Below are 564 nucleotides of genomic sequence, written 5' to 3'. Positions count from 1 at the left end.
CTTAAATATATTTATTGTATATATCCTAACAATATTATATACAATTATTTCAATATTTTTATCTTTCTTAACAAATTTATTCAACTAAATAACTAAAATTGTTTATTCTCTAAAAATTGCATTATTGTTGAATAAAAATCTTAAAAATCAAACCCTGCTACCCGAAAAGCCTTATACAATAACTTATAAGTAAATTACAAGCCTTTTAAGCTGAATCTAACCATAAATTTATGCATAGTTTAGAAGAATGATAAAAAATTATCCTAAAATTTTAATATCTTTTTGACTTGCTACGGTTATAGTTTTTTGTTATAAAAAAATAAATTTTAAACTTTGACAAAACTTTAGCAATTTTTTAAATTCATCAGACTTATAAATTATGTCTAAATTATCAGAATAAACTTTAAGAGGAAAACAATGCCAACTACTATCGTAAAAAAATCACTCTTAAACACAGAAGTCGAAACAAATTTTGAATCTGATGCTAATATCATTGATATAAAAACCATTGAAATCGTTAAAAATGAACTATTTAATATTATTGAAGAAGATAAAAAACTGGAT

Source organism: Candidatus Melainabacteria bacterium RIFOXYA2_FULL_32_9, assembly GCA_001784615.1.
Lineage (GTDB): Bacteria > Cyanobacteriota > Vampirovibrionia > Gastranaerophilales > UBA9579 > UBA9579.
Note: the sequence above shows the minus strand (reverse complement) of the source record.